The organism is Pseudomonas sp. HMSC076A11 (assembly GCF_001810205.1).
Classification (GTDB): Bacteria; Pseudomonadota; Gammaproteobacteria; order Pseudomonadales; family Pseudomonadaceae; genus Pseudomonas; species Pseudomonas aeruginosa.
On record NZ_KV800319.1, the window covers coordinates 252,289 to 271,696 of the forward strand.

At 64.6% G+C, this 19,408-nt stretch carries 22 protein-coding genes and 1 tRNA gene; 21 read left to right on the forward strand and 2 right to left on the reverse strand.

From position 1 onward, the window contains the following. Nucleotides 1–28: 28 nt before the first annotated feature. A tRNA-Leu gene (locus HMPREF2716_RS25600) sits at nt 29–115 on the reverse strand. 102 nt (nt 116–217) lie between these two features. On the opposite strand from HMPREF2716_RS25600, the gene queA reads away from it, so the two are divergent. The 6 genes from queA (at nt 218) to HMPREF2716_RS25630 (ending at nt 6,359) form a co-directional block, all read left to right on the forward strand. Then, the gene (gene queA, locus HMPREF2716_RS25605; protein ID WP_003137849.1) at nt 218–1,261 is read left to right on the forward strand and encodes a tRNA preQ1(34) S-adenosylmethionine ribosyltransferase-isomerase QueA; all 1,044 of its coding nucleotides are present in this window, start codon (nt 218–220) and stop codon (nt 1,259–1,261) included. A gap of 12 nt (nt 1,262–1,273) precedes the next feature. Next, complete coding sequence (gene tgt, locus HMPREF2716_RS25610; protein WP_003100607.1) at nt 1,274–2,392, forward strand: tRNA guanosine(34) transglycosylase Tgt; 1,119 nt, start codon at nt 1,274–1,276, stop codon at nt 2,390–2,392. 43 nt (nt 2,393–2,435) lie between these two features. After that, entirely contained in the window at nt 2,436–2,774 is a 339-nt protein-coding gene (gene yajC / locus HMPREF2716_RS25615) for a preprotein translocase subunit YajC (RefSeq protein ID WP_003092856.1), read from the forward strand. Between the two features lie 59 nt (nt 2,775–2,833). Next, entirely contained in the window at nt 2,834–4,696 is a 1,863-nt protein-coding gene (secD, locus tag HMPREF2716_RS25620) for a protein translocase subunit SecD (RefSeq protein ID WP_003100609.1), read from the forward strand. A 10-nt stretch (nt 4,697–4,706) separates the two neighbouring features. Then, complete coding sequence (gene secF, locus HMPREF2716_RS25625; protein ID WP_003092852.1) at nt 4,707–5,627, forward strand: protein translocase subunit SecF; 921 nt, start codon at nt 4,707–4,709, stop codon at nt 5,625–5,627. A gap of 183 nt (nt 5,628–5,810) precedes the next feature. Beyond that, complete coding sequence (locus HMPREF2716_RS25630; protein ID WP_003092848.1) at nt 5,811–6,359, forward strand: glycine zipper 2TM domain-containing protein; 549 nt, start codon at nt 5,811–5,813, stop codon at nt 6,357–6,359. A gap of 104 nt (nt 6,360–6,463) precedes the next feature. Here HMPREF2716_RS25630 and suhB read toward each other — a convergent pair whose 3' ends face one another. Beyond that, the gene (suhB, locus tag HMPREF2716_RS25635) at nt 6,464–7,279 is read right to left on the reverse strand and encodes a type III secretion system regulator SuhB (RefSeq protein ID WP_003092845.1); all 816 of its coding nucleotides are present in this window, start codon (nt 7,277–7,279) and stop codon (nt 6,464–6,466) included. 151 nt (nt 7,280–7,430) lie between these two features. Here suhB and trmJ point away from each other — a divergent pair, with 151 nt between their 5' ends. From trmJ to ispG, 15 genes are all read left to right on the forward strand, one after another. Next, on the forward strand, nt 7,431–8,204 hold the full coding sequence (gene trmJ, locus HMPREF2716_RS25640; protein ID WP_003092842.1) for a tRNA (cytosine(32)/uridine(32)-2'-O)-methyltransferase TrmJ: 774 nt from the start codon (nt 7,431–7,433) through the stop codon (nt 8,202–8,204). Beyond that, nucleotides 8,204–8,980, forward strand: a complete 777-nt coding sequence (cysE, locus tag HMPREF2716_RS25645) for a serine O-acetyltransferase (RefSeq protein ID WP_023517957.1) — start codon at nt 8,204–8,206, stop codon at nt 8,978–8,980. Before trmJ ends, cysE begins: the two co-directional genes overlap by 1 nt. Before the next feature lie 144 nt (nt 8,981–9,124). After that, entirely contained in the window at nt 9,125–9,616 is a 492-nt protein-coding gene (iscR, locus tag HMPREF2716_RS25650) for a Fe-S cluster assembly transcriptional regulator IscR (protein WP_003092836.1), read from the forward strand. A gap of 29 nt (nt 9,617–9,645) precedes the next feature. Next, nucleotides 9,646–10,860 (forward strand): IscS subfamily cysteine desulfurase, encoded by a 1,215-nt coding sequence (locus tag HMPREF2716_RS25655; protein ID WP_003092832.1) that lies wholly within the window; start codon nt 9,646–9,648, stop codon nt 10,858–10,860. Between the two features lie 35 nt (nt 10,861–10,895). After that, complete coding sequence (gene iscU / locus HMPREF2716_RS25660; RefSeq protein WP_070622048.1) at nt 10,896–11,282, forward strand: Fe-S cluster assembly scaffold IscU; 387 nt, start codon at nt 10,896–10,898, stop codon at nt 11,280–11,282. A gap of 27 nt (nt 11,283–11,309) precedes the next feature. Next, on the forward strand, nt 11,310–11,633 hold the full coding sequence (gene iscA, locus HMPREF2716_RS25665) for an iron-sulfur cluster assembly protein IscA (protein WP_003100617.1): 324 nt from the start codon (nt 11,310–11,312) through the stop codon (nt 11,631–11,633). A gap of 7 nt (nt 11,634–11,640) precedes the next feature. After that, nucleotides 11,641–12,162 carry a co-chaperone HscB gene (gene hscB, locus HMPREF2716_RS25670; RefSeq protein ID WP_003092824.1) on the forward strand — a complete coding sequence of 174 codons (522 nt, stop codon included), beginning with the start codon at nt 11,641–11,643 and terminating at the stop codon, nt 12,160–12,162. Between the two features lie 42 nt (nt 12,163–12,204). After that, nucleotides 12,205–14,064 carry a Fe-S protein assembly chaperone HscA gene (gene hscA, locus HMPREF2716_RS25675; RefSeq protein WP_003100622.1) on the forward strand — a complete coding sequence of 620 codons (1,860 nt, stop codon included), beginning with the start codon at nt 12,205–12,207 and terminating at the stop codon, nt 14,062–14,064. A gap of 6 nt (nt 14,065–14,070) precedes the next feature. Next, a complete protein-coding gene (gene fdx, locus HMPREF2716_RS25680) occupies nt 14,071–14,409 on the forward strand; it encodes an ISC system 2Fe-2S type ferredoxin (RefSeq protein ID WP_003092818.1) in 339 nt (112 codons plus the stop codon). A gap of 25 nt (nt 14,410–14,434) precedes the next feature. Then, a complete protein-coding gene (gene iscX / locus HMPREF2716_RS25685; protein WP_003092814.1) occupies nt 14,435–14,635 on the forward strand; it encodes a Fe-S cluster assembly protein IscX in 201 nt (66 codons plus the stop codon). Between the two features lie 243 nt (nt 14,636–14,878). Further along, the gene (ndk, locus tag HMPREF2716_RS25690) at nt 14,879–15,310 is read left to right on the forward strand and encodes a nucleoside-diphosphate kinase (protein WP_003092811.1); all 432 of its coding nucleotides are present in this window, start codon (nt 14,879–14,881) and stop codon (nt 15,308–15,310) included. Nucleotides 15,311–15,334: 24 nt separating this feature from the next. Further along, a complete protein-coding gene (gene rlmN, locus HMPREF2716_RS25695) occupies nt 15,335–16,474 on the forward strand; it encodes a dual-specificity RNA methyltransferase RlmN (RefSeq protein ID WP_023517956.1) in 1,140 nt (379 codons plus the stop codon). Nucleotides 16,475–16,491: 17 nt separating this feature from the next. After that, nucleotides 16,492–17,250: a type 4a pilus biogenesis protein PilF gene (gene pilF, locus HMPREF2716_RS25700; RefSeq protein ID WP_023517955.1), complete on the forward strand. Its 759-nt coding sequence runs from the start codon at nt 16,492–16,494 to the stop codon at nt 17,248–17,250. After that, complete coding sequence (locus HMPREF2716_RS25705) at nt 17,247–18,296, forward strand: RodZ domain-containing protein (RefSeq protein ID WP_033862819.1); 1,050 nt, start codon at nt 17,247–17,249, stop codon at nt 18,294–18,296. Before pilF ends, HMPREF2716_RS25705 begins: the two co-directional genes overlap by 4 nt. Next, a complete protein-coding gene (ispG, locus tag HMPREF2716_RS25710; RefSeq protein ID WP_003092800.1) occupies nt 18,293–19,408 on the forward strand; it encodes a flavodoxin-dependent (E)-4-hydroxy-3-methylbut-2-enyl-diphosphate synthase in 1,116 nt (371 codons plus the stop codon). The genes HMPREF2716_RS25705 and ispG overlap by 4 nt, the downstream gene beginning before the upstream one ends.

Consider the following 19,408-nt stretch of genomic DNA (forward strand, 5'->3'; position numbering starts at 1 on the left):
TCCCCTGGAAACGCTTGGGAAGTCAGGATGGTGCCTCGGGAGAGACTCGAACTCTCACTCTGTCGCCAGAAACGGATTTTGAATCCGCCGCGTCTACCGATTCCGCCACCGAGGCAATGGCGGCGCAGTATAGGGAGGCGCCTACCGTTGGTCAATCGGGTTCGTGGCGGGGAAAACACATTTCCGGTAAGCTACGCGGCCTTTCGAGAGTCTCCCCATGCGTGTCGCCGATTTTCATTTCGACTTGCCCGAGGCCCTGATCGCCCGTCATCCCCTGCCTGAACGCCGCGCAAGCCGCCTGTTGGCGCTGGATGGCCCGACGGGAACCCTCGCCCACAGACAATTCGCCGATCTCCTGGACTACCTGCGTCCGGGCGACCTGATGGTGTTCAACAATACCCGGGTGATCCCGGCGCGCCTGTTCGGCCAGAAGGAGTCCGGTGGCAAGCTGGAAGTCCTGGTCGAGCGCGTGCTCGACCAGCACCGGGTGCTTGCCCACATACGCGCCAGCAAGGCGCCCAAGCCCGGCACGCGGATCCTCGTCGAAGGCGGTGGCAGCGCGGAGATGCTGCAACGCCACGACGCTCTGTTCGAACTCGCTTTCGCCGAGCCTGTGCTGCCTTTGCTGGAGCGGGTCGGGCACATGCCGTTGCCTCCCTATATCGACCGACCGGACGATGCGGCCGACCGCGAGCGCTACCAGACCGTCTACGCCCAGCGCGCCGGTGCGGTGGCGGCCCCGACCGCCGGCCTGCACTTCGACGAGGCGCTGCTCGAGGCGATCCGCGCGAAGGGGGTGGATACCGCCTTCGTTACCCTGCATGTCGGCGCCGGTACCTTCCAGCCGGTGCGTGTCGAGCGCATCGAGGACCATGTGATGCACCGCGAGTGGCTGGAGGTCGGCCAGGACGTGGTGGACGCGGTTTCCGCCTGCCGGGCCCGCGGCGGCCGGGTAGTCGCCGTCGGCACCACCAGCGTGCGCTCGCTGGAAAGCGCGGCACGCGACGGTGAGCTGAAGCCCTTCAGCGGCGACACCGACATCTTCATCTACCCGGGCCGGCCGTTCCATGTGGTCGATGCTCTGGTCACCAACTTCCACCTGCCCGAATCCACCCTGCTGATGCTGGTCTCGGCCTTCGCCGGCTACCCGGAGACCATGGCCGCCTACGCCGCGGCGGTGGCGCAGGGCTATCGCTTCTTCAGTTACGGTGATGCCATGTTCATCACCCGCAATCCCGCGCCCCGCGGACCCGAGGACTGATCCATGAGCTTCATGAACTTCGAGCTGCTGGCGACCGACGGCAAGGCCCGTCGCGGCCGCCTGACCTTCCCCCGCGGCGTGGTCGAGACCCCGGCCTTCATGCCGGTGGGCACCTACGGCACGGTGAAGGGCATGTTGCCGCGCGACATCGAGGACATCGGCGCGCAGATCATCCTCGGCAACACCTTCCATCTCTGGTTGCGCCCGGGCACCGAGGTGATCCAGCGCCACGGCGACCTGCACGACTTCATGCAGTGGAAAGGCCCGATCCTCACCGATTCCGGCGGTTTCCAGGTGTTCAGCCTGGGAGCCATGCGCAAGATCAAGGAGGAGGGCGTGACCTTCGCCTCGCCGGTGGACGGCGCCAAGGTCTTCATGGGGCCGGAGGAGTCCATGGCGGTGCAACGCGCCCTGGGCTCGGACATCGTGATGATCTTCGACGAATGCACGCCGTACCCGGCCGACCATGACGTCGCCAAGCGCTCCATGGAGCTGTCGCTGCGCTGGGCCAAGCGCTCGAAGATCGCCCATGGCGATAGCCCGTCGGCGCTGTTCGGCATCGTCCAGGGCGGTATGCACGAGGACCTGCGCCTGCGCTCGCTGGATGGCTTGCAGGAGATCGGCTTCGACGGCCTGGCCATCGGTGGTTTGTCGGTGGGCGAGCCGAAGGAAGAGATGATCCGCGTGCTCGATTTCCTGCCGCCGCAGATGCCGGCCGACAAGCCGCGCTACCTGATGGGCGTGGGCAAGCCGGAAGACCTGGTGGAAGGCGTGCGCCGCGGCGTGGACATGTTCGACTGCGTGATGCCGACGCGCAATGCGCGCAACGGCCACCTGTTCGTCGACAGCGGGGTGATCAAGATCCGCAACTCGGTACACAAGCACGACGACTCCACGCTCGACCCGACCTGCGACTGTTACACCTGCAAACATTTTTCCCGCGCCTATCTGCACCACTTGGACAAGTGCGGGGAAATGCTCGGTAGCATGCTCAATACCATCCACAACTTGCGGCATTATCAGCGGGTTATGGCTGGTTTGCGCGAGGCAATCCAACAGGGTACATTGGCCGCCTTTGTCGATGCCTTCTATGCCAAGCGCGGCCTTCCCACGCCGCCGCTGGATGCCTGACTTTCCTTTATCCAACTCTATTGCTTTGTGACAGGAGTGCTACATGAGCTTTCTAATTCCCGCTGCCTACGCCGACGCAGCCGCTCCGGCAGCCGCTGGCCCGGCCGGCACCGGTTTCGAGTGGGTCTTCCTGGTTGGTTTCCTGGTCATCTTCTACCTGATGATCTGGCGTCCCCAGGCCAAGCGCGCCAAGGAACACAAGAACCTGCTGGGCAACCTGCAAAAAGGTGACGAAGTCGTCACTTCCGGTGGTATCGCCGGCAAGGTGACCAAGGTCGCCGACGATTTCGTCGTCGTCGAGGTTTCCGACAACGTCGAGCTGAAGTTCCAGAAGGCCGCGATTGCCGCGACCCTGCCGAAAGGCACCCTGAAAGCGATCTGATTTTCACCTAAACACATGACGGGGCGCGCAAGGCGCCCCGCGTCATAACGGGCGGTGTCATGCTCAACAAGTATCCTCTGTGGAAATATCTGCTGATCCTGGCGGTCCTCGCCGTCGGGTTCATCTATTCCGCACCCAACCTCTACCCGGACGACCCGGCGGTGCAGATCAGCGGCGCCAGCACGGCGCTGCAGGTCACCCAGGCCGATGTCGACCGCGCTGCCAAGGCGCTGACCGACGCCGGTATCGCGGTGAAGGCCGACAGCCTGTCGAAGAAGGGCGGCCTGATCCGCCTGGTCAAGCAGGACGACCAGCTTCCCGCCAAGGAAGTGGTGCGCCGGACCCTGGGCGACGACTACGTGGTGGCGCTGAACCTGGCCCAGACCACTCCCGAGTGGCTGCGCAAGCTGGGCGGCAGCCCGATGAAGCTCGGCCTGGATCTGTCCGGCGGTGTGCACTTCCTGCTGGAAGTGGACATGGACAAGGCGGTCGATGCCCGCCTGAAGGTCTATGAAAGCGAAGTGAAGAGCCTGCTGCGCAAGGAGCGCGTGCGCTACCGCAGCCTGCCGATCCAGGATCGCGCGATCCAGCTCGGTTTCACCGACAGCGAATCCCTGGACAAGGCGCGCAGCCTGATCGCCAAGGACTTCCGCGATTTCGAGGTCGTGCCCGAAGAGCGCAACGGCCTGCAGGTCCTGCGCGTCGCCCTGACCCAGGCCAAACTGGCGGAAATCCGCGAATACTCCATCAAGCAGAACCTCACCACCGTCCGCAACCGGGTCAACGAGCTGGGCGTATCCGAGCCGCTGGTTCAGCGCCAGGGCGCCAATCGCATCGTGGTCGAGCTGCCGGGCGTGCAGGACACCGCGGAAGCCAAGCGGATCCTCGGCAAGACCGCCAACCTAGAATTCCGCCTGGCCGCCGAGCCGGACGCCCTGAAGTCCGCCACCGAGACCTTCGAGTTCCGCGAGCCGCGCCGGCCGCCGGTGCCGCTGGAGCGCGGGGTAATCATCACCGGCGACCAGGTCACCGACGCCAGCGCCAGTTTCGACGAGAACGGCCGCCCGCAGGTGAACATCCGTCTGGATGGCCATGGCGGCGAGCTGATGAACCGCGCCACCCGCAACAACGTCGGCCGCAGCATGGCGGTGGTGTTCATCGAGCAGAAGCCGGTGACCCGCTACACCAAGCAGATGGTCGATGGCGTCGAGAAGGAGGTCGCGGTTCCGGCGTTCAAGGAAGAGAAGCAGATCATCAGCCTGGCGACCATCCAGTCGCCGCTGGGCAACCAGTTCCGTATCACCGGCCTCGATGGCCCGGGCGAGTCCTCCGAGCTGGCCCTGCTGCTGCGTGCCGGCGGCCTGGCTGCGCCGATGTACTTCGCCGAAGAACGCACCATCGGCCCGAGCCTGGGGGCGGACAACATCGCCAAGGGTATCGATGCGTCGCTCTGGGGCATGCTCTTCGTATCGCTGTTCATCATCGTCATCTACCGTTTCTTCGGCGTGATCGCCACCGTTGCGCTGGCCTTCAACATGGTCATGCTGGTGGCGCTGATGTCGATCCTCGGCGCGACCCTGACCCTGCCGGGCATCGCCGGTATCGTGCTGACCATGGGCATGGCGGTGGACGCCAACGTGCTGATCTTCTCGCGGATACGCGAGGAACTGGCCAATGGCATGTCGGTCCAGAGGGCGATCCACGAAGGCTTCAACCGTGCCTTCACCGCGATCCTCGACGCCAACCTGACCTCGCTGCTGGTCGGCGGCATCCTCTACGCCATGGGCACCGGCCCGGTGAAAGGATTTGCCGTGACCATGTCGCTCGGCATCATCACCTCGATGTTCACGGCCATCATGGTCACCCGCGCAATGGTCAACCTGATCTTCGGCGGGCGTGACTTCAAGAAGCTGTGGATCTAAGGGGACTGAGATGAATATCAAGATCGGTACCATCAATTTCATGGGCATCCGCAACATCGCGTTTGCCGTCACCCTGATCCTGACCGTCATCGCCCTGGGCAGCTGGTTCACCAAGGGCATCAACTTCGGCCTCGACTTCACCGGCGGTACGCTGATCGAGCTGACCTACGAACAACCGGCCGATCTCGGCAAGGTGCGTGGTCAACTGGTCGGCGCCGGCTACGAGGACGCCGTGGTGCAGAGCTTCGGCGACGCCCGCGACGTGCTGGTGCGGATGCCCAGCGAGGACCCGGAACTGGGCAAGAAGGTCGCTACCGCCTTGCAGCAGGCCGATACCGGCAACCCGGCGAACCTGAAGCGGGTCGAGTACGTCGGCCCGCAGGTGGGTGAAGAACTGCGCGACCAGGGCGGCCTCGGTATGCTCCTGGCGCTGGGCGGCATCCTGCTGTACGTCGGCTTCCGCTTCCAGTGGAAGTTCGCCCTCGGGGCGATCCTCTCGCTGGTGCACGATGCGATCATCGTGATGGGCGTGCTGTCGTTCTTCCAGGTGACCTTCGACCTGACCGTCCTCGCCGCTGTGCTGGCGGTGGTCGGTTACTCGCTGAACGACACCATCGTGATCTTCGACCGGGTGCGCGAGAACTTCCGCGTGCTGCGCAAGGCCAGTCTGATCGAGAACCTGAACATCTCCACCAGCCAGACCCTGTTGCGCACCATCGCCACCTCGGTCTCCACGCTGCTGGCCATCGCCGCGCTGCTGTTCTTCGGCGGCGACAACCTGTTCGGTTTCTCCATCGCCCTGTTCGTCGGTGTAATGGCGGGTACCTACTCGTCGATCTACATCGCCAACGTGGTCTTGATCTGGCTGAACCTGACCAGCGAGGACCTGATCCCGCCGCAGGCCAAGGACACCGTCGACGATCGCCCCTGAGGCGCTCTGGTTCGGCACTCCGGCACCTGCCGGTCACTCGAGGACTCCCGCTTTTGGCGGGAGTTTTCGTATCTGCGCCAACGAAACGTTTGTCGGGAGCCTGGAACTTGGTGGTTTTTGCCCAGTCCTAGGCAAGGCAAAGGGCGAACATAGCCCGCATTGGATGAAAGCCAGGAGGTACATGTGAACAAGTCGATGCTCGTCGGGGCCGTTCTGGGTGCCGTAGGCGTGACCGCAGGTGGCGCGGTAGCCACCTATAGCCTGGTGGATCGCGGTCCCGACTACGCCGAGGTCGTCGCTGTCCAGCCGGTCAAGGAAACCATCAAGACGCCGCGCCAGGTCTGCAAGGACGTGGCCGTGACCCGCCAGCGTCCGGTCAAGGACCAGCACCAGATCGCCGGTACCGCCATCGGTGCGGTGGTCGGCGGCTTGCTGGGCAACCAGATCGGCGGCGGTACCGGCAAGAAGATCGCCACCGTGGCCGGCGCCGTCGGCGGCGGCTACGCCGGCAACAAGGTGCAGGAAGGCATGCAGGAGCGTGACACCTACACCACAACCGAAACCCGCTGCAGCACCGTGCACGACAGCAGCGAGAAGGTCGTCGGCTATGACGTGAAGTACATGCTCGACGGCAAGGCCGGGCAGATCCGCATGGAGCGCGATCCGGGCAGCCAGATCCCGGTCGACAAGAATGGCCGGCTGATCCTCAGCCAGGGCGAAACGCTGCGCTGAGCCTGACTGTCGCAATGATGCACAAGGGCGCCCGCGGGCGCCCTTGTGCATTTTCATGGAGATGAAAAACCCGGCGCCAGGCCGGGTTCTTCGTCAGCGGCGGATCAGCGCTTCAGCGACGGCGGCAGGTGCGGCTGGATGGTGGTCAGCAGTGCCTTGAAGCATTTGGTGTTGCCGGCGACGATGTGACCCTTCTCGAGGAATTCGTGGCTGCCGGTGAAGTCGCTCACCAGGCCGCCGGCTTCCTGTACCAGCAGGGCGCCTGCCGCCATGTCCCATTCGGAGAGGCCGAATTCCCAGAAGGCGTCGTAGCGTCCGGCGGCGACGTAGGCCAGGTCCAGACTGGCGGCGCCGGCGCGGCGGATGCCGGCGGTCTGGCCGACCAGGCTGCGGAACATGTTCAGGTAGTTGTCGAGATTGTCGATCTGGTTGTCGCGGAACGGGAACCCGGTGCCGAGCAGGGCGCCTTCCAGGCTCTTGCGGCCGCTGACGCGCAGGCGGCGACCGTTGAGGGCGGCGCCGCGACCGCGGCTGGCGGTGAATTCTTCCTGGCGGACCGGGTCGAGGACCACGGCGTGCTCCAGGCGGCCCTTGTACTTACAGGCGATGCTCACGGCAAAGTGCGGTACGCCATGGATGAAGTTGGTGGTGCCGTCCAGCGGATCGATCACCCAGAGGTAATCGGCACCCTCGCCGCTGCCTTCGATGAAGCCGCCTTCCTCGCCCATGATCGCGTGAGTCGGATAGGCCTTGCGCAGCGCGGCGACGATGGTCTGCTCGGCGGCGCGATCGACTTCGGTCACGTAGTCCTTGGCATCCTTCTCGTTGACCGAGATGACATCCAGGCGTTCGATGGAGCGGAAAATCAGTTCACCGGCGCTGCGAGCGGCGCGCAGGGCGATATTCAGCATAGGCTGCATGGAGAGGTCACCTGGGTCGTTAAAGAAAGCCGGCCATTCTAGCAGAAACCGATGGCGTTTGAAGGGCGACCTGTCGGCCGCATGGTATAAAGCTGACCTCTGCTGTAGGATTTCACACCCTTCAGTAACTTGGCGTTGGAGAGCATCGGCGTTGCTCGACCGTATTCGTGTGGTGTTGGTCAACACCAGTCATCCCGGCAACATCGGCGGGGCGGCCCGTGCCATGAAGAACATGGGCCTGTCGCAACTGGTGCTGGTGCAGCCGGAAAGCTTTCCCCACGGCGACGCGGTGGCGCGGGCTTCCGGCGCCACCGACATCCTCGACGCCGCAAGGGTGGTGGACACCCTGGAAGAGGCCCTGAGCGGCTGCAGCGTGGTGCTCGGCACCAGCGCCCGCGACCGGCGGATTCCCTGGCCGCTGCTGGATCCGCGCGAGTGCGCGACGACCTGCCTGGAGCACCTGGAGGCGAATGGCGAGGTGGCCCTGGTATTCGGGCGCGAATATGCGGGTTTGACCAACGAAGAATTGCAGCGCTGCCAGTTCCATGTGCATATCCCCTCCGATCCCGAGTTCGGCTCGCTGAACCTGGCGGCCGCGGTCCAGGTGCTCACCTACGAGGTGCGCATGGCGTGGCTGGCGGCCCAGGGCAAGCCGACCAAGATGGAAAAGTTCGAGTCCACCTCGATGCTCAACACCGAGCTGGTGACGGCCGACGAGCTGGAACTCTATTACGCGCATCTGGAGAGGACGCTGATCGATATCGGCTTCCTCGATCCGGAGAAGCCGCGCCACCTGATGTCGCGGTTGCGGCGCCTGTATGGGCGCAGCGCGATCAGCAAGCTGGAAATGAATATCCTGCGCGGGATCCTGACCGAAACCCAGAAGGTGGCCCGAGGCCTGTCCTACAAGCGGAGTGACGACTGATGTTCGAACGTGTGCGTGAAGATATCCAAAGCGTATTCCACCGTGATCCGGCGGCTCGCAACGCACTCGAGGTCCTCACCTGTTATCCGGGCCTGCACGCCGTCTGGCTGCATCGGCTGGCCCACGGCTTGTGGGCGTCCGGCTGGAAGTGGCTGGCGCGCCTGGTGTCCAATTTCGGCCGCTGGATGACCGGCATCGAGATCCACCCGGGGGCCAGGATCGGCCGGCGCTTCTTCATCGACCACGGCATGGGCATCGTCATCGGCGAAACCGCCGAGATCGGCGACGACGTCACCCTCTACCAGGGCGTCACCCTGGGCGGTACCACCTGGAACAAGGGCAAGCGCCACCCCACCCTCGGCAACAACGTGGTGGTCGGTGCCGGTGCCAAGGTGCTCGGCCCGTTCACCGTCGGCGAGGGCGCCAAGGTCGGCTCCAATGCCGTGGTGACCAAGGAAGTCCCGCCGGGTGCCACCGTGGTCGGCATTCCCGGGCGGATCATCATGCGCGAGGATACCGAGCAGCAGGCCAAGCGCCAGGCGATGGCGGAGAAACTCGGCTTCGATGCCTACGGGGTCAGCCAGGACATGCCGGACCCGGTGGCGCGTGCCATTGGTCAGTTGCTCGATCACCTGCAGGCCGTCGACGGCCGGCTCGAGGGCATGTGCCAGGCGCTCACCGCCCTGGGGAGCGACTACTGCGCGAAGGATCTGCCGGTATTGCGCGAGGAGGATTTCGCCGGGGTCAAGGACGAGGATGGCAATCCGGCCGCGTAATGCGCGGCCGGCGGCTTTCTGCTAGCATGTAGCGCCCTGAATTTGCCTAATCCTGAGTAATTTGATCGGTCTTATAGTTGACCTAATTACTCGGATAAGAGCATAATTCGCGTCAACCCCGAATGCTCCCGATGGGAAAAGCCCATGCGTCTGACCACCAAAGGCCGCTACGCCGTAACCGCCATGCTCGACCTGGCGCTGCATGCTCAGCAAGGTCCGGTCTCGCTGGCCGATATCTCCGAACGCCAAGGCATTTCCCTGTCCTATCTCGAACAGCTGTTCGCCAAGTTGCGCCGTGGCAACCTGGTGACCAGCGTGCGCGGCCCGGGCGGCGGCTACCAGCTGTCCCGCCATATGTCGGGCATCCATGTGGCGCAGGTGATCGACGCGGTCAACGAATCCGTCGACGCGACCCGCTGCCAGGGGCAGGGCGATTGCCACTCCGGCGATACCTGTCTGACCCACCACCTGTGGTGCGACCTCAGTTTGCAGATCCATGAGTTCCTCAGCGGCATCAGCCTGGCCGATCTGGTCAGCCGCCAGGAGGTCCAGGAGGTCGCGCTGCGCCAGGACGAACGCCGTTGCTCAGGCAAGACGCCTCGTCTCGACAAGATTGAAGCGTCCGCCATCGACTGAGCAGGGCGCCAGCCTGTAGGAGTTACCTGATGAAATTGCCGATCTACCTCGATTACTCCGCGACCACTCCCGTCGATCCCCGCGTCGCCCAGAAAATGAGCGAATGCCTGCTGATGGACGGCAACTTCGGCAACCCGGCTTCGCGTTCCCACGTGTTCGGCTGGAAAGCCGAAGAAGCCGTGGAGAACGCCCGTCGCCAGGTGGCCGAACTGGTCAACGCCGATCCCCGCGAGATCGTCTGGACCTCCGGCGCCACCGAGTCCGACAACCTGGCGATCAAGGGCGTCGCGCACTTCTACTCGGGCAAGGGCAAGCACATCATCACCTCGAAGATCGAGCACAAGGCGGTCCTCGACACCTGCCGCCAGCTGGAGCGCGAAGGTTTCGAAGTGACCTACCTGGAGCCGGGCGAAGATGGCCTGATCACTCCGGCTCTGGTCGAGGCGGCGCTGCGTGACGACACCATCCTGGTCTCGGTCATGCACGTGAACAACGAGATCGGCACCGTCAACGACATCGCCGCCATTGGCGAGCTGACCCGCTCCCGCGGCGTGCTGTTCCACGTCGACGCCGCACAGTCGACCGGCAAGGTCGAGATCGACCTGGACAAGCTCAAGGTCGACCTGATGTCCTTCTCCGCGCACAAGACCTACGGCCCGAAAGGCATTGGCGCGCTCTATGTCCGGCGCAAGCCGCGCGTCCGCATCGAGGGCCAGATGCACGGCGGCGGCCACGAGCGCGGCATGCGCTCCGGCACCCTGGCCACCCACCAGATCGTCGGCATGGGCGAGGCGTTCCGCATCGCCAAGGAAGAAATGGCCCAGGAGAACGCCCGCGTGCTGGCGCTCCGCGACCGCTTCTTCGCGCAGATCGACGGCCTGGAAGAGCTCTACATCAACGGCAGCATGACCTCCCGCGTCCCGCACAACCTCAACGTCAGCTTCAACTACGTCGAGGGCGAGTCGCTGATCATGGCGCTCAAGGACCTCGCGGTCTCCTCCGGTTCGGCCTGTACCTCGGCGTCCCTGGAACCGTCCTACGTATTGCGCGCCCTGGGCCGCAACGACGAACTGGCGCATAGCTCCATCCGCTTCACCTTCGGTCGCTTCACCACCGAGGAAGAGATCGACTATGCCGCGAAGAAGGTGGTCGAGGCCGTTTCCAAGCTGCGCGAACTGTCGCCGCTGTGGGATATGTACAAAGAGGGCGTCGACCTGTCCCAGGTCGAATGGCAGGCGCACTGAGCGCCTCGTGCCCCGGAAAAACGTGAGGATTAGCCATGGCATATGGCGAAAAGGTCATCGACCACTACGAAAACCCGCGCAACGTCGGCAAGCTCGACGCTGCCGATCCCAACGTCGGCACCGGCATGGTCGGCGCGCCGGCCTGCGGCGACGTGATGCGCCTGCAGATCAAGGTCAACGAGCAGGGCGTGATCGAAGACGCCAAGTTCAAGACCTACGGTTGCGGTTCCGCGATCGCCTCCAGCTCCCTCGCCACCGAGTGGATGAAGGGCAAGACCCTGGACGAGGCGGAAACCATCAAGAACACCACCATCGCCGAAGAGCTGGCCCTGCCGCCGGTGAAGATCCACTGCTCCGTTCTCGCCGAAGACGCCATCAAGGCCGCCGTTCGCGACTACAAGCAGAAGAAGGGTTTGCTCTAAGCCGCTCGTGACGAGTAAGGAGTTGCAATGGCCATCAGCATGACCGAAGCCGCCGCCAAACACGTGCAGCGCTCCCTCGAGGGGCGCGGCAAGGGCGAGGGTATCCGTCTTGGCGTGCGCACCACTGGCTGTTCCGGGCTTGCCTATGTCCTCGAATTCGTCGATGAACTGGCGGCCGAGGACCTGGTCTTCGAGAGCCATGGCGTGAAGGTCATCATCGACCCGAAAAGCCTGGTCTATCTCGATGGCACCGAGCTGGACTTCACTCGCGAAGGGCTCAACGAAGGCTTCAAGTTCAACAATCCCAACGTTCGTGGCGAATGCGGCTGCGGCGAAAGCTTCAACGTCTGAGGCCGGCGTGGGTAAACCCTGTCATTTCGCCCAGTTCGACCTGCAACCGGCTTTCCTGGTCGATCTCGACGAGCTCGGCCAGCGCTATCGCGAGTTGGTGCGCAGCGTCCATCCCGACCGTTTCGCCGACGCTCCCGAGCGCGAGCAGCGTCTCGCCCTGGAGCGCGCGGCGCAACTGAACGAGGCCTACCAGACCCTGAAGAGCGCTCCGCGCCGGGCCCTGTACCTGTTGACCCTGAGTGGTCACGAGTTGCCCTTGGAGGCTACGGTGCAGGATCCGGAGTTTCTCCTGCAGCAGATGCAGCTGCGCGAGGAACTGGAGGAGTTGCAGGACAGCGCCGACCTGGCCGGCGTGGCGACCTTCAAGCGTCGGCTCAAGGCCGCCCAGGCCGAGCTGGAGCGCGAGTTCGCCGCGTGCTGGGACGATGCGCAGCGCCGCGAAGAGGCCGAACGCCTGGTCCGTCGCATGCAGTTCCTCGACAAGCTCGCGCAGGAAGTGCGCCAGCTGGAAGAGCGACTCGACGATTAATCCCTGCGGCCCCCGGGTCGCACCCCATAGTTAAGACAGAGCATGGCCCTACTGCAGATCGCCGAGCCCGGTCAGAGTCCCAAGCCCCATGAGCGTCGCCTGGCGGTTGGGATCGACCTGGGTACCACCAATTCGCTGGTCGCCGCGGTGCGTAGCGGCGTCGCCGAGCCCTTGCCGGATGCGCAGGGACGCCTGATCCTGCCTTCCGCGGTGCGTTATCACGCCGAGCGGGCGGAAGTGGGCGAGAGCGCCCGCGCGGCCGCCGCGGAGGATCCCTTCAATACCGTCATTTCGGTCAAGCGCCTGATGGGGCGCGGCCTGGAGGACGTCAAGCAACTGGGCGAGCAATTGCCCTACCGCTTCCGCCAGGGCGAGTCGCACATGCCCTTCATCGAGACCGTACAGGGCTTGAAGAGTCCTGTGGAAGTCTCGGCGGACATCCTGCGTGAGCTGCGCCAGCGCGCCGAAACCACCCTCGGTGGCGAGCTGGTGGGTGCGGTGATCACTGTGCCGGCCTATTTCGACGACGCCCAGCGCCAGGCTACCAAGGATGCCGCGCGCCTGGCCGGACTGAACGTCCTGCGCCTGCTCAACGAGCCGACCGCCGCCGCCGTGGCCTACGGCCTGGACAAGGGCGCGGAAGGCCTGGTGGCCATCTATGACCTGGGTGGCGGAACCTTCGACATTTCCATCCTGCGCCTGACCCGCGGTGTCTTCGAAGTCCTGGCCACCGGCGGCGATACGGCCCTGGGCGGCGACGACTTCGACCATGCTATCGCTGGCTGGGTGATCGAGCAGGCTGGCCTTTCTGCCGATCTGGACCCGGGCAGCCAGCGGCAGTTGCTGCAAATCGCCTGTGCGGCCAAGGAGCGTCTTACCGATGAGGCGTCGGTCCGGGTCGCCTATGGCGACTGGAGCGGCGAGCTGAGCCGGGCGACGCTCGACGAGTTGATCGAGCCGTTCGTCGCTCGCAGCCTGAAGTCCTGCCGCCGAGCGGTGCGCGACTCCGGTGTCGATCTGGAAGAAATCCGCTCTGTGGTGATGGTCGGTGGCTCGACCCGCGTGCCCCGTGTGCGCACGGCGGTTGGCGAGTTGTTCGGCTGCGAGCCGCTGACCGATATCGATCCGGACCAGGTGGTCGCCATCGGCGCGGCCATCCAGGCCGATGCCCTGGCCGGCAACAAGCGCGGCGAGGAATTGCTGCTGCTGGACGTCATTCCGCTGTCGCTCGGCCTGGAAACCATGGGCGGGCTGATGGAGAAGGTGATTCCGCGCAATACCACCATCCCGGTGGCGCGCGCCCAGGAGTTCACCACCTACAAGGACGGCCAGACGGCCATGATGATCCACGTGCTGCAGGGCGAGCGCGAGCTGGTGAAGGATTGTCGTTCGCTGGCGCGCTTCGAGCTGCGCGGCATTCCGCCGATGGTGGCGGGCGCGGCGAAAATCCGGGTGACCTTCCAGGTCGACGCCGACGGCTTGCTCGGCGTGTCCGCACGCGAACTGAGTTCCGGCGTCGAGGCCAGCATCCAGGTCAAGCCGTCCTATGGGCTGACCGACGGCGAGATCGCGCGGATGCTCAAGGACTCCTTCGACTACGCCGGCGACGACAAGGCTGCCCGCGCCCTGCGCGAACAGCAGGTCGAGGCGCAGCGGCTGCTGGAGGCCGTGCAGTCGGCGCTGGACGTCGACGGCGAGCGGCTCCTGGACGAAGAGGAGCGCCTGGCCATCGCGGCGCAGATGGACACCTTGCGTGAACTGGCCGGTGGTAGCGACACCGCGGCCATCGAGAACCAGATCAAGCGCCTGTCCCAGGTGACCGACGCTTTCGCCGCACGGCGGATGGACGCGACCGTCAAGGCCGCGCTCTCCGGCCGCCGGCTCAACGAAATCGAGGAATAAGCGAAGATGCCGCAGATCGTGATTCTGCCCCATGCCGACCACTGCCCCGAGGGGGCGGTATTCGAGGCGAAGCCCGGCGAAACCATACTGGATGCCGCGTTGCGCAATGGCATCGAGATCGAGCATGCCTGTGAGAAATCCTGCGCCTGCACGACCTGCCACGTAATCGTCCGCGAAGGCCTCGACTCCATGGAGCCGTCCGACGAACTCGAAGACGACATGCTGGACAAGGCCTGGGGTCTGGAGCCCGATTCGCGGCTATCCTGCCAGGCAGTGGTGGCCGACGAAGACCTGGTGGTCGAGATTCCCAAGTACACCATCAACCAGGTGTCGGAAGGCCACTGAGCCCGGCGGTAGAGAGGAGCGTGCAATGAGCCTGAAATGGACCGATGTGCTGGAAATCGCCATCCAGCTCGACGAAAGCAAGCCGGAGGTCGATCCGCGATACGTCAACTTCGTCGATCTGCGGCGCTGGGTGGTGGAACTTCCAGAGTTCTCCGACGATCCTCAGCGTAGCGGAGAGAAAGTCCTGGAGGCCATCCAGGCCGCCTGGATCGAGGAACGGGACTAGCCATAGGCCCGCCCTACGCATTTGCCGGGAACCCGCGTATAATTCGCGGGTTTTATTTTAGGTAAGGCCTGAAATCGCCCGCGGGCGCATTCCAGGCTAGGCGCGCCGGGCCCGATGCCAGGCGCAGCCACGCTGATTCCGGCCCTTTTGGGCCGTTTTCGTCAGCGTCCTGAACGAATCACGGCGTCCCGCCCCGCTGGCGGGGCCGCCCATGCTAGACAACCTTGTTTCGGAGTTTTACCAATGGCACTGCAACGCACCCTGTCCATCATCAAGCCGGACGCCGTTTCCAAGAACGTGATCGGCGAAATCCTGACCCGCTTCGAGAAAGCCGGCCTGCGCGTCGTCGCCGCTAAAATGGTTCAGCTGTCCGAGCGTGAAGCCGGTGGCTTCTATGCCGAGCACAAAGAGCGTCCGTTCTTCAAGGACCTGGTTTCCTTCATGACTTCCGGTCCGGTTGTAGTCCAGGTTCTGGAAGGCGAGGACGCCATCGCCAAGAACCGCGAGCTGATGGGCGCCACCGATCCGAAGAAAGCCGACGCCGGTACCATCCGCGCCGACTTCGCCGTCTCCATCGACGAGAACGCCGTCCACGGTTCCGATTCCGAAGCTTCCGCCGCTCGCGAGATCGCCTACTTCTTCGCGGCTACCGAAGTCTGCGAGCGCATTCGCTGATCGAGCGTGGGTGAGGGTGAAGCCATGACAACGACCACCGCCGGCAAGGTGAACCTGCTGGGCCTGACCCAGCCGCATCTGGAACAGTTCTTCGAGTCCATCGGCGAGAAGCGTTTCCGGGCCGGCCAGGTCATGAAGTGGATTCACCACTTTGGCGTCGACGATTTCGACGCCATGACCAACGTCGGCAAGGCCTTGCGCGAAAAGCTCAAGGCCTCAGCCGAGATACGCGGTCCCGAGATCGTCAGCCAGGACATCTCCGCCGACGGCACCCGCAAGTGGGTGGTCCGGGTGGCGTCCGGCAGTTGCGTCGAGACCGTGTACATCCCCCAGGGCGGACGCGGCACCCTGTGCGTGTCCTCCCAGGCGGGCTGCGCCCTGGATTGCAGTTTCTGCTCCACCGGCAAGCAGGGTTTCAACAGCGACCTCACCGCCGCCGAGGTGATCGGCCAGGTGTGGATCGCCAACAAGTCGTTCGGTACCGTTCCGGCCAAGATCGACCGCGCCATCACCAATGTCGTGATGATGGGCATGGGCGAGCCGCTGCTGAACTTCGACAACGTGGTCGCCGCCATGAACATCATGATGGACGACCTCGGCTACGGTATTTCCAAGCGCAAGGTGACCCTGTCCACCTCCGGCGTGGTGCCGATGATCGACAAGCTCGGCGAGGTGATCGACGTGTCCCTGGCCCTGTCGCTGCACGCACCGAACGACGAGTTGCGCAACAAGCTGGTGCCGATCAACAAGAAGTATCCGCTGGGCATGCTGCTGGATGCCTGCCGGCGGTATATTTCCCGGCTCGGCGAGAAGCGCGTGCTGACAGTCGAGTACACCCTGCTCAAGGATGTCAACGATCAGCCCGAGCATGCTGAGCAGATGATCGCATTGCTGAAAGACACGCCTTGCAAGATCAACCTGATTCCGTTTAATCCATTCCCGCACTCCGGCTACGAGCGCCCGAGCAACAATGCCATCCGGCGTTTCCAGGACATGTTGCACAAGGGCGGTTTCAACGTGACCGTGCGTACCACCCGCGGCGACGACATCGACGCGGCCTGTGGCCAGCTGGTCGGCCAGGTCATGGATCGTACCCGCCGGAGCGAACGTTATATTGCCGTGCGCCAACTGGCCGAGTCCGAGTCGGCGGCGAATCGAAATTGAGTGAGAGGAGGGTTCCGATGACTGTACGCGCCGCGCTGGTGTTCCTGTTGGCAGTTGGGCTGACAGGCTGCGTGACGAGCGGAGATCAGAATCCCCTGAAAACCGACAAGGGCCGTGACGAGGCGCGCGACGCCTATATCCAGCTTGGCCTCGGCTATCTCCAGCGGGGGAACACCGAGCAGGCCAAGGTGCCGCTGCGCAAGGCCCTCGAGATCGACCCTTCCAGCGCCGACGCGCACGCCGCGCTGGCGGTGGTATTCCAGACCGAGATGGAGCCCAAGCTGGCCGACGAGGAGTACCGCAAGGCGCTCGCCAGCGATAGCCGCAATGCCCGGGTACTGAACAACTACGGCGGTTTCCTCTACGAGCAGAAGCGCTACGAGGAGGCCTACCAGCGTCTCCTGGAGGCCAGCCAGGACACCCTCTATCCCGAGCGCTCGCGGGTCTTCGAGAACCTCGGCCTGGTTTCGCTGCAAATGAAGAAACCGGCCCAGGCCAAGGAGTACTTCGAGAAATCCCTGCGTCTGAACCGTAACCAGCCCAGCGTCGCGCTGGAGATGGCCGACCTGCTCTACAAGGAGCGCGAGTACGTGCCGGCTCGCCAGTACTATGATCTCTTTGCCCAGGGCGGCGGGCAGAACGCCCGCAGTCTGTTGCTGGGCATTCGTCTCGCGAAGGTCTTCGAAAACCGCGACACGGCCGCCAGCTATGGCCTGCAGTTGAAACGCCTGTACCCAGGCTCTCCCGAATATCAGGAATTCCAGGCGGAAAAATGATGAAAGCGCCGCAGCCCGAAGTCGTAGCCACCGCTTCCCGTCAGAACCCCGGGGAAACCCTGCGCCAGGCGCGCGAGCAGAAGGGCCTGTCGCTGTCGCAGGTGGCCGGGCAACTGAACCTGACCGAGAATTCGCTGCGTCAGCTGGAAAACGGCGCGTTCGACAAGCTGCCGGGGCACACCTTCTCGCGCGGCTACATCCGCGCCTACGCCAAGCTCATGGGCCTCGACCAGGCCGAGCTGGTCAACAGCTTCGACCATTTCACCGGCACCAATGCCAGCGGCAGCACCGTACAGAGCCTGGGACGGGTCGCCGAGCCGGTGCGCCTGTCGCGCAACGTGCTGCGTATCGTCAGCCTGTTGCTGCTCGCCCTGCTGATCGGCTTCGGCTACTTCTGGTGGCAGGAGCATTCCGCGCGCACGCCGGAAACCGCCGGTCTGAGCCTTGAGCATGTCGAAGTGGAAAGCGCCGACGGCACCACCGAGATCCATACCCTGGACGAGCCTGAAGACCAGGCGGTGATCGAAGCGCAGAAGGAAGGCGAGCAAGCGCCCGCCGAGGTTTCTCCGGAAGTCGCTGCCCAGGCCGAGGGAGCGCCGCCGGTGGCGAGCGAGGGCGCGCAGGTTCTCGCCGCTCCGGCCCAGGGCACCCCCGCCGCACCCCAGCAGCCCATTACCGCCGCGCCTGCCGGCACGGCTCCCGCTCCCGCTCCCGGTACTGCTCCAGCCGTTCCAGCGACGGCCAGTCCGGCCGCCCCGCCAGCGCCGAGCGAACCTGCCGCCGCGCCCGTGGTGGCCGGCGAGGGCCAGGGGGTGGTCAAGGTACAGTTCGTCGCCGATTGCTGGACCCAGGTCACCGACGCCAACGGCAAGGTCCTGGTCAGCGCGCTGAAGCGCAAGGGCGACAGCCTGGAATTGGCCGGCAAGGCCCCGCTGGAGCTGCGCCTCGGTTTCGCTCGCGGCGCCCAGGTCAGCTACAACGGCCAGCCGGTGGACGTGACCCCCTTCGTCCGCGGCGAAACGGCCCGTCTGAAGGTAGGACAATGAGCATTCATAGCGCTTCTCCGATCATTCGCCGCAAGTCTCGGAAAATCTGGGTCGGCAACGTCCCGGTGGGCGGCGATGCGCCGATCGCCGTGCAGAGCATGACCAACACCGAGACCTGCGACGTCGCTGCCACCGTCGCGCAGATCCGCCGCCTGGAAGATGCCGGCGCGGACATCGTGCGGGTTTCCGTCCCCGACATGGACGCCGCCGAGGCATTCGGCAAGATCAAGCAGCAGGTCAACGTGCCGCTGGTCGCCGACATCCACTTCGACTATCGCATCGCCCTGCGCGTCGCCGAGCTGGGAGTGGACTGCCTGCGCATCAATCCGGGCAACATCGGTCGCGAGGACCGGGTCAAGGCCGTGGTCGATGCCGCGCGCGAGCGCAACATCCCGATCCGTATCGGCGTCAATGCCGGTTCGCTGGAAAAGGACCTGCAGAAGAAATACGGCGAACCGACCCCGGAAGCCCTGCTCGAATCGGCCATGCGCCACGTCGATCATCTCGACAAGCTGGACTTCCAGAACTTCAAGGTCAGCGTCAAGGCCTCCGACGTCTTCATGGCCGTCGCCGCCTATCGCCTGCTGGCCAGGCAGATCGAGCAACCCCTGCACCTGGGCATCACCGAGGCCGGCGGCCTGCGCTCCGGCACGGTGAAGTCGGCGGTGGGGCTGGGCATGCTCCTGGCCGAGGGAATCGGCGACACCATCCGGATTTCCCTGGCTGCCGATCCGGTCGAGGAGATCAAGGTCGGTTTCGACATCCTCAAGTCCCTGCACCTGCGCTCCCGTGGCATCAACTTCATTGCCTGCCCGAGCTGTTCGCGGCAGAACTTCGACGTGGTGAAGACCATGAACGAGCTGGAAGGGCGCCTGGAGGACCTGCTGGTGCCGATGGACGTGGCCGTGATCGGTTGCGTCGTCAACGGTCCGGGCGAAGCCAAGGAGGCCCATGTCGGCCTCACCGGCGGCACTCCGAACCTGGTGTATATCGACGGCAAGCCGTCGCAGAAACTGACCAACGACAACCTGGTGGACGAGCTGGAACGGCTGATCCGCCAGAAGGCGGCCGAGAAGGCCGAGGCCGATGCGAGCCTGATCGCCCGCGGCTGA